Annotated in this window: 6 protein-coding genes and 2 pseudogenes; 5 read left to right on the top strand and 3 right to left on the bottom strand. The window is 46.6% G+C overall.

Annotated elements, in window-relative coordinates; translation table 11 throughout:
* From QTO00_RS08630 to QTO00_RS08610, 5 genes and pseudogenes are all read left to right on the top strand, one after another.
* Positions 1–174: pseudogene (locus QTO00_RS08630) on the top strand (anthranilate phosphoribosyltransferase); the annotation flags it as partial.
* Between the two features lie 25 nt (positions 175–199).
* Positions 200–1,627: a bifunctional indole-3-glycerol-phosphate synthase TrpC/phosphoribosylanthranilate isomerase TrpF gene (gene trpCF, locus QTO00_RS08625; RefSeq protein ID WP_331424299.1), complete on the top strand. Its 1,428-nt coding sequence runs from the start codon at positions 200–202 to the stop codon at positions 1,625–1,627.
* Positions 1,628–1,678: 51 nt separating this feature from the next.
* On the top strand, positions 1,679–2,869 hold the full coding sequence (gene trpB / locus QTO00_RS08620; protein ID WP_038207359.1) for a tryptophan synthase subunit beta: 1,191 nt from the start codon (positions 1,679–1,681) through the stop codon (positions 2,867–2,869).
* Entirely contained in the window at positions 2,869–3,675 is an 807-nt protein-coding gene (gene trpA, locus QTO00_RS08615; RefSeq protein ID WP_331424296.1) for a tryptophan synthase subunit alpha, read from the top strand. Before trpB ends, trpA begins: the two co-directional genes overlap by 1 nt.
* 339 nt (positions 3,676–4,014) lie before the next feature.
* Positions 4,015–5,274, top strand: coding sequence for a dicarboxylate/amino acid:cation symporter (locus QTO00_RS08610; RefSeq protein WP_331424294.1), 1,260 nt, complete (start codon positions 4,015–4,017; stop codon positions 5,272–5,274).
* A 63-nt stretch (positions 5,275–5,337) separates the two neighbouring features.
* On the opposite strand, the gene QTO00_RS08605 is transcribed toward QTO00_RS08610, so the two are convergent.
* From QTO00_RS08605 to hrpA, 3 genes and pseudogenes are all read right to left on the bottom strand, one after another.
* On the bottom strand, positions 5,338–7,143 hold the full coding sequence (locus QTO00_RS08605) for an ABC transporter ATP-binding protein/permease (protein WP_443088910.1): 1,806 nt from the start codon (positions 7,141–7,143) through the stop codon (positions 5,338–5,340).
* A gap of 134 nt (positions 7,144–7,277) precedes the next feature.
* Positions 7,278–7,769: an outer membrane beta-barrel protein gene (locus QTO00_RS08600; protein WP_038207347.1), complete on the bottom strand. Its 492-nt coding sequence runs from the start codon at positions 7,767–7,769 to the stop codon at positions 7,278–7,280.
* Positions 7,770–7,872: 103 nt separating this feature from the next.
* Positions 7,873–10,018, bottom strand: a pseudogene (hrpA, locus tag QTO00_RS08595) (ATP-dependent RNA helicase HrpA); the annotation flags it as partial.

Here is a 10,018-nt window from a genome sequence, read left to right as displayed (position 1 = left end):
ATCCTAACCGGCAAAGGGACAGAAGCTCAAACGGGTGCAGTGGCAGCCAACGTCGCTCTGCTGATGCGTCTATTTGGTCATGAAGATCTAAAAGCGAATGCTCAACAAGCGCTTGATGCTATGAACTCTGGCAAGGCTTACGAGTTAGTGCAGAAGCTAGCGGCTCATGCATAACGTGTCGAACAACAAGGTAACGAAAATGACTCAGGTAAAAGAGAAATTATCCGAACACGTTTCTGTCAAAGAGGCAGAGATGGCAGAAGTACTGGCTAAGATTGTTCGAGACAAATACCAGTGGGTAGCAGAGCGTAAAGAGTCACAGCCATTAGAGACATTTAAGGCTGAGCTAGCACCATCTGATCGCAGTTTCTACAGCGCGCTAAAGCAAGACAAGACGGTATTTATTACTGAGTGTAAGAAAGCGTCTCCATCTAAAGGCTTAATCCGTGATGACTTCGACCTTGATTACATTGCCTCGGTATACAACAAGCACGCCAATGCCATTTCAGTGCTGACCGACGAGAAGTACTTCCAAGGCAGTTTTGATTTCTTACCTCAGGTAAGAGCGCAAGCCAAGCAACCTATTTTGTGTAAGGACTTTATGGTCGACGTTTATCAGGTTTACTTAGCACGTCACTACAGCGCTGATGCGATCTTGCTGATGCTTTCTGTGCTTAACGACGAAGAGTATCGCGAGTTGGCTGATGTCGCGCATTCGCTCGATATGGGCGTACTGACCGAAGTGAGTAACGAGCAAGAGCTGCACCGAGCGGTTAACCTCGGCGCCAAAGTCATTGGTATCAACAACCGTAACTTGCGTGACCTATCCACTGACCTTAACCGAACTAAAGAGTTAGCACCAACCATTCGCGATCTTGCGCCAGAGGCGACGGTGATTTCTGAGTCTGGAATCTACACTCACCAACAAGTACGAGACCTGGCAGATTTCGCTGATGGCTTCCTAATTGGCAGCTCACTAATGGCTGAAGAGAACCTTGAACTTGCGGTTCGCAAAGTCACTCTAGGTGAAAACAAAGTGTGTGGTTTAACCCACCCAGATGATGCCGCCAAAGCTTATCAAGCCGGCGCTATTTTCGGCGGATTGATTTTTGTCGAGCAATCTCAACGCTTTGTATCTCTGGAATCGGCGCGCCTCACCATGAGTGGCGCACCACTTAAATATGTCGGCGTATTCCAAAATCACGACAGCGCACAAATCATCGAAACCGTGAAAGAACTTGGCCTCGCTGCGGTTCAGCTCCACGGCAGCGAAGACCAAGAATTTGTTGATGCTCTGAGAGCTGCGCTACCTTGCGGTGTTGAGATCTGGAAAGCGTATGGAGTCAGCGAGAGCGTACCTGCGTTAATTGAGCACAACGTTAATCGTCATCTGCTTGATACCAAGGTTGGCTCTCAAGTGGGTGGTACAGGTTTAGTATTCGATTGGTCTCTCATCGGTGACCCTTCAAAAGTCATGCTTGCAGGCGGGATCACACCATTTAACGCACAAAAAGCAGCGGCACAAGGATGTCTAGGATTAGACCTCAACTCGGGAGTTGAACTCTCACCGGGTAAGAAAGATGGCGAAAAGCTCCTGCAAGCATTCGCAGCAATCAGAGACTATTAAGAATTTAAACGGCGCGTATCTTACGTGCTAAAAAGTGAAAGGAATTTAAACATGGCAAAGCTAGATGCCTACTTCGGCGAATATGGTGGTCAGTACGTACCACAGATTTTAGTCCCTGCCCTTGAACAGCTTGAACAAGCTTTCATTGATGCACAACAAGACCCAGAGTTTCGCAGTGAGTTTATGTCGCTGCTACAAGAGTACGCGGGTCGCCCGACTGCTCTTACGCTAACTCGTAACCTAACCAAAGGCACTAAGACCAAGCTTTACCTTAAGCGTGAAGACCTACTGCACGGTGGCGCACACAAAACCAACCAAGTACTTGGTCAGGCGCTGCTTGCGAAGCGTATGGGCAAAAACGAGATCATCGCTGAAACAGGCGCAGGTCAGCATGGCGTTGCAACTGCGCTTGCTTGTGCTCTATTGGGCCTTAAATGTCGCGTATATATGGGTGCAAAAGACGTTGAACGTCAAAGTCCAAACGTGTTCCGCATGAAGCTAATGGGTGCTGAAGTGATCCCTGTCCATTCTGGTTCAGCCACACTGAAAGACGCTTGTAACGAAGCGCTACGTGACTGGTCGGCGAGCTACGAAGAGGCGCACTACCTACTTGGTACTGCAGCAGGCCCTCACCCGTTCCCAACCATTGTTCGTGATTTCCAGCGCATGATTGGTGAAGAGACTAAGAATCAGATTCTTGCCCGAGAAGGTCGCCTTCCTGATGCGGTTATCGCCTGTGTCGGCGGTGGCTCAAACGCTATTGGTATGTTTGCAGACTTCATCGAAGAAGAGTCTGTACGCCTAATCGGTGTCGAGCCAGCAGGTAAAGGTATTGATACCGACCAACATGGCGCGCCGCTTAAACACGGAAAAACTGGTATCTTCTTCGGTATGAAAGCACCCTTGATGCAAGATCCAAATGGTCAAGTTGAAGAGTCATACTCAGTATCAGCGGGCCTAGACTTCCCTTCTGTTGGTCCACAACACGCCCACCTAAATGCGATTGGCCGTGCTGAGTACGACAATGTAACTGATGACGAAGCTCTAGATGCTTTCCAAGAACTCGCGCGCAGCGAAGGTATTATTCCAGCTCTAGAATCCTCTCACGCGCTTGCTCATGCTCTACGTATGGCGCGTGAGAACCCAGAAAAAGAACAACTATTGGTAGTAAACCTATCTGGTCGTGGTGACAAAGACATCTTCACCGTACACGCCATCTTAGAAGAAAAAGGAGTGATCTAATGAGCCGTTATGCGAAGATGTTTGAGCGCCTGAACGAGAAAAACCAAGGCGCATTTGTCCCTTTTGTCACTGTTTGCGACCCTAACCCAGAGCAGTCATACAAAATCATGGAAACCTTAGTTGAGTCAGGTGCAGATGCGCTAGAGCTAGGCATTCCGTTTTCTGATCCACTAGCAGATGGCCCAACTATCCAAGGTGCCAACATTCGTGCCCTTGATTCTGGCGCTACTCCAGATATCTGTTTTGAGCAGATTGGTAAAATTCGCGCTAAGTACCCAGAGCTACCAATTGGTCTGCTTATGTACGCTAACTTGGTTTACTCACGTGGTATTGAAAACTTCTATGAGCGCTGTGCTAAAGCAGGTATCGATTCAGTATTAATCGCTGATGTACCAACCAACGAAAGTGCTGATTTTGTTGCTGCGGCTGAAAAGCACGGTATTCACCCGATCTTTATTGCGCCACCAACAGCCAGTGACGAGACGTTAGAACAAGTTTCTCAGCTTGGTGGGGGTTACACTTACCTGCTTTCTCGTGCAGGCGTAACCGGTGCGGAAACCAAAGCCAATATGCCGGTAGGTGACATGCTTAGCAAACTTAACCAGTTTGATGCGCCACCAGCACTACTAGGTTTTGGTATTTCGCAACCAGAGCAAGTAAAACAAGCTTTAGCATCAGGGGCAGCGGGTGCAATTTCAGGCTCCGCAGTCGTTAAACTCATTGAAAACAATATCGAAAACCCGAGCGAGATGTTAAAACAGCTAGCAGATTTTGTATCTTCAATGAAAGCGGCTACACAAAAGTAACGTGTTAGCCATGTAGACTTCTATGAGATCAGGCGCTTATCACTCATAAGAACCTGATCTTTTTTTTAACATCGTTCCTCACTTTTGACCCTCGAGAAAAACCGCACTCAGGCTGATTGTTTATATAAATCGCATTAGCCAAACCAATAGCAAACGTTTTCCATCGCACAAAAAATTACCACCCATCAATAAAAACGCGAATAAGCTCGCCTCTTGTGCCTAACTCGTATTGCCAAATGTAAAATTTACGTGTACAAAACGAGACAGAATTATAGACCAATCATATGCAGGGCATTGGTTTTTAGTTCTAGGATTTTAAGATTAATTAGCACAGAGGTTATGGAAGTGTTAAAACAAAAGAATTTACTAAGCAACATCGGCGTGCAAGTCGTCATTGCTATGATCCTTGGTACTGCCGTTGGTGCCATGATGGGCAACCAAGCGACAATGTTCGCTCCACTGGGTGCGATCTTTATTAACTTAATCAAGATGTTAGTAATCCCTCTCGTTGCCGTTGCACTGATTTCTGGTGCTGCTGGCCTGGGTAACAGCCAGTCTGCTGGCAAAGTGGGTCTAACAACATTGGGTTACTTCGGCCTAACGTCTGCGCTAGCAGTAGCACTTGCGCTATTTATGGGTGAAGTATTCAAGCCTGGTCTTGGCATCGACGTTTCCGGCGTAGAGGGCATGTTCTCAGCAGAGTACGCTTCTAAAGGTGAACTACCTACTTTCTGGGCGACCATTACTGGTATGATCCCAACCAACGTTTTCCAGTCACTAAACGAAGCTAACATCCTACAAATCCTAGTGTTCTGTCTGTTCTTCGGTATTGCGATTTCTAAGCAAGACAAAGAGCGCCGTGAACCTATTATGAACGGCGTAAACTGCATCGTTGACGCTATGGTATGGATGATCAACAAGGTAATGATCATCGCGCCTATCGGTGTATTTGGCCTTATGGCAGAAGCGGTAGGTACATTCGGCTTTGGCGCGCTAATGGTGGTGTTCAAGCTATTCGTTGTTTACGTTGCTGCAATTCTTATCTTCGGTTTCATCGTATACCCAGCGATGGTACACGTCTTCACTAAGACATCAGCGAAGAAATTCCTAACAGCAATGAAGAAGCCTCAAGCGGTTGCTCTATCTACAGCCTCTTCTATGGCAACACTACCTGTCACTATGGACACAGTTGAGCACGAGTTAGGTGTTAAGAACTCTACCGCATCATTTGTTCTACCTCTAGGTGCAACAATCAACATGTCTGGTAACGCGATTTACTACGGTTTAGTAGCTATCTTCTTTGCACAGCTGTTCAACATCGACCTAGGCATGGGCGCTTACATCGCAATCATCGTAACCTCTACGCTAGGTGCGGTTGGTCAAGCAGGTGTACCTGGCCCATCTTTCCTAGTCGTTGCGGTTTTACTTGCTGCAGGTATTCCAATCGAAGGTCTGCCACTGCTGTTCGCTCTTGACCGTATCTTCGACATGATTCGTACCGCACTGAACATCACAGGCGATGCAGCTTGTGCTGTGATTGTTGATGCGCTCGTTGAAGAAGAAGCCGTTGAAGCTGAACTAAAGAAGCAAGAAGCTTAATCTCTTCAAACAGTTAGCATAAAGCCACTCTATTGAGTGGCTTTTTTGTTTTGCTATATTCGCTTACATAGATTTAAACTGAAGCTCTACCAGTCGTTGGTACAGCTCACAACTCTCAAGCAGGGACTGATGATTGCCGACATCCACCAGCCTACCATGGTCCAGTACAGCGATTTTATCTGCATGTTTAATGGTCGATAGCCTATGCGCGATGATAATCGTGGTTCGACCTCTCATCAGCTCTTCTAGTGCTTGTTGAACGTGATGTTCACTTTCACTGTCTAACGCACTCGTTGCCTCGTCGAGCAGCAAGATATTGGGATCTTTTAATATCGCTCTGGCAATGGCAATTCTCTGTCTCTGACCACCAGACAAACGCACACCGCGCTCACCTAAAAAGCTGTTATACCCTTCCGGCAGGTTAACGATAAAGTCATGAGCATGAGCTTTTTTCGCAGCCTCTATCACCTGCTCGTCTGTCGCTTCAGGATTACCATAACGAATATTGTGGAACACATCATTGCTAAACAACGCAGGTTGCTGAGGCACAAGCGCCATTTGGTTTCTTAGATTCTGCGGCTCAAAATCACGCACGTCCACGCCACCCAGTGACACGGTTCCTTGCTGAGGATCGTAAAAACGTTGCAATAGTTCAAATAGAGTGGTTTTACCGGCGCCAGACGGGCCAACTAGAGCGAGGATTTTTCCTTCTTCAGCAACCAAATCTAGGTTCTGCACTGCTGGCTGATCGGGGCGCGAAGGGTAGTAAAATGAAACGTCATTGAACGCCACCTCGGCCTTGATGTCGTTTGACTCTACATTCGTGTTGTTTGGCGCTTTGATATGACTCTCTACTTGAAGGATTTCAATCAAGCGTTCTGTCGCTCCCGCAGCACGCTGCAGTTCACCCATCACTTCAGAGATTGTCGCCAGCGCTGAAGCAACCATAATCGCATAGAAGACGAAAGCAGCTAAATCCCCAGCCGACATCACACCGTTAATTACATCACTGCCACCAACCCAAAGCATTCCTGAAATTGCGCTAAACACGATCACGATGACACCGGAAATCAGTATCGCTCTTTGCAGTACTCGCTTACGGCCAATTTCAAATGCTCGCTCTACTTCATTGGAGAAGAAATGTTGCTCTTGAGCTTCACGACTATAGCTTTGTACCGTTTTAATATGCTCAATGGCTTCACCTGCATAGCTACCAACATCTGCCATTGAGTCTTGGCTTTCACGAGATAGCGCGCGGACTCGGCGGCCATAAAACAGGATCGGCACCAAGATAAAAGGAACGCACGCTAATACAATGAGTGTCAGTTTAATATTGGTCGCAAACAGCATGATGATCGCGCCAATACACATCAATGCACTACGCATCGCCATAGAGAAGGAAGAGCCGATGATACTCTGCAGCAAGGTAGTGTCTGTAGTGATGCGCGACATGATATCGCCACTACCGTTAGTCTCGAAATAGCTCGGATGGAGGGTAATAACATGATTAAACACCGCCAGTCGAATGTCGGCGCTAACACGCTCACCAACCGAAGAGACCAAATAAAAACGAAAGAAGGTGCCGATAGAGATCAATAATGTGATGACTAGAATAAAGGCGATCGCGCTGCTCAACTGCTGCACCGATTGCTGGGCAAAGCCTTGATCAATTAAGACTCTCACCCCCTGCCCAACCGACAAGGTTAAAGCAGCGGTAAAAATCAGCGCCATAAGAGCAGCCGCAACTTTGAGTCGATACGGTTTTATAAAGCGCAGCAGTCCGAGCAATATGCCAAGGTTCTTTTTCTTAACCTCTGAATTATCTGTGATTGGGGCTATATTCTGGGCATTGGTCGATTGTGTCGTCACGCATTACTCACTTTGTCGCGCAGGGCTATACCCATTGGTATGGGGCCAAGCCGTTTCAATAGCAAGTCTGAACGTGCCCAAAAAAGAAAAAGCCTGACCGAAGCCAGGCTTTTAGCAATGAAGAGTGCTCTGTTTTAAAAGAAGTGGAAAGTCGCATTAAGTGACAGATTTTTCACATCTTTCTCTTTCATATTAAATACGCTGTAACTCGCACCAAATGAAATAGGTCCTGCCACGAAGTACTCAGCACCCACACCATACATCATGTCGATTTCGTCTTCTTTAAAACCCGTGCCAGTTAGCTCGTAAGAATGCAGGCCTGCTTTCGCATAGACATGTAGAGGACCGAAATCGATACTTGGCTTTGCCGCAAAGTAAACACCGTCACCTTCGAGTTTACCAGTGTAGTCACCGTAAGTGATGTTATCGAACTCACCAAAATTTTGGAAACCCGCTTCAAGTCCAATAAGAGGAAGAATACCTGTACCAACATGAATGTTGTATGAGGTGGATGAGTCGTTTGCTAGATCAGCTTGACCTACACTTGCTCCGCCGTAGATCCAAGAATCGGCAGAGGCTGTTGCTGATGCACCGATCAGAGCTAGCGCTATTAGTGTTTTTTTCATAGTAAACCTTCTCTAGTTTCATACTGCTGGAACTCGATGGGGCAAGTCCCTGCCGCAATTGTCAAAAATCTGAACCGTGCATTGATTCATGCAATTTGCATACCTAGCATGCATCAATCGCCATCTTAACACGTTTATCAGATACCGGATACGGTGTTCCAAGCTGCTGAGCGAAATAACTCACCCTGAGCTCTTCTATCATCCAACGGACTTCTTTTACGTTATCTGGCACAGCGACACCTTTCGGAATTTTGTTCAGTAACTCTTTGTAATCATTAGTGACTGATTCAATCTTCAGCATGTGCAAACGGTCTTTATTCGGATCAATCGGCAGCTTTTCCATTCGGCGCTCTATCGCTTTCATATAACGCAGAATATTCGGTAATCGCTTCCAACCACACTCAGTAGCAAAACCTTTAAAAATCAAACCTTCTATCTGCGCTTTGATATCCGACAACGCAAACGCCATAGAAAAGTCGATTTTACCCTTTAGTTTCTTATTGATGTTGAATGCAGTGGTTAGAATCGTCTCAACTTGCTTAGCAATTTCAACCACAGTGTCACCAAGTTCAGCGCGAACATGCTCTTTTAGCTGTTCAAACTGCTCTGGTTTCCACACTAAACCGCCCTTCTCTTCAATCAGTTTATCAACACCACACGCAATGCAGTCATCAATCAAATCTAACACCTTGCCTTATGGGTTGAAATATAAGCCAAGCTTCGACTTATTTGGCAAGTTTGAGTGTAGATACTTAATCGGTGATGGTACATTGAGCAAAATTAAGCGCCGTTGGCCTGCTTTCATTGCCGATACTTGCTCATACTCGGTTTCGTAAAGCTTAATCTCGACACTATCTTTAGTATCTACGATAGCTGGGTAGGCTTTAACTTCGTAACCTCCGCGTTTCTGCTGATACACTTTTGGCAGTTCACCGAAACTCCAAGTATGTAAGCCTTGCTGTTCAATGTCGTCATCGGCCACCTTAGATAAAGTCTCTTGAACCTTATCTTTGAGGCTCTCTTTAAGCTCATGTAGGTCGCGATTCTCTTTGAGCTTACGGTTTCGATGATCCACAGCCCGGAACGTGACCTTTAAGTGTTCAGGGACCTGTTCTAAATTCCAATCTTCACGCAGTACTTCCACACCAGTCATACGGCGCAACTCTTTCTCTAACGAGTCGAGTAATGGGGCTTCCATCGCTGTTGCACGCGCTAAGAATGCATCGGCGTAGTTTGGTGCTGGTACAAAATTCTTACGCACAGTTTTTGGTAACGATTTAATCAGGCTAACCACTAACTCATGGCGCAAACCAGGTATCTGCCAATCAAAACCACCAGGCTCAACCTGATTAAGAATTGGCAATGGCAAATGGACCGTTACACCATCGTTATCTTCGCCAGGTTCGAACTGATAGCTCAGCTTGAGTTTCAAACCATTCTGGTGCCAGAAGTTCGGGTAATCCAAGTCGGTAACATGACTGGCATCCCCCTTAAACAGCATCTCTTTCTCGAAGTTAAGTAGCTCTGAGTTCTGTTTTGCCGCTTTTTTCCACCAAGTATCAAAGTGTTTACCAGAAACAACTTCCGTTCCTACACGTTGATCGTAGAAGTCAAACAGTTCGTCGTCATCCACTAGAATGTCACGGCGGCGAGATTTGTGCTCCAGCTCCTCAACTTCCTGCAATAACTTGCGGTTTTGTTTGAAGAAAGCGTGCTTAGTCTCCCACTCTCCTTCAACCAAGGCGCTGCGGACAAAAATCTCGCGGCTCACGGTTGGGTCAATACTGCCATAGTTAACCAAACGCTTAGGCACAATAGGCACGCCATAAAGCATGACCTTCTCATGAGCCATCACTGCCGCCCGTTTCTTCGACCAGTGCGGTTCACTGTAGCTGCGCTTGATTAGGTGTTTAGCAAGCGGCTCAATCCATTCAGGTTGAACTTTTGCGATGATGCGTCCCCAAAGTTTGGACGTTTCCACCAATTCAGCTGACATAATCCATTTAGGTTGCTTCTTAAATAGACCAGACGCTGGGAAAATATGGAAACGAGCATTACGCGCACCTTGGTACTCATTCTTCTCTTGGTCTTTCATACCAATGTGTGAAAGTAGACCAACCAGAATGGCACTGTGCACGCCTTGGTAACTCGCAGGTTCATCATTGAGTTTGAAGTCCATTTCGCGCATCGCTTGATGCACTTGGAAATAGACATCTTGCCACTCACGCACACGTAAGTAGTTGAGGTAC

The organism is Vibrio sp. M260118, assembly GCF_036533755.1.
Taxonomy (GTDB): domain Bacteria; phylum Pseudomonadota; class Gammaproteobacteria; order Enterobacterales; family Vibrionaceae; genus Vibrio.
The sequence above is the reverse complement of the archived record's forward strand: the minus strand, read 5'-3'. Positions and strand labels throughout refer to the sequence as shown.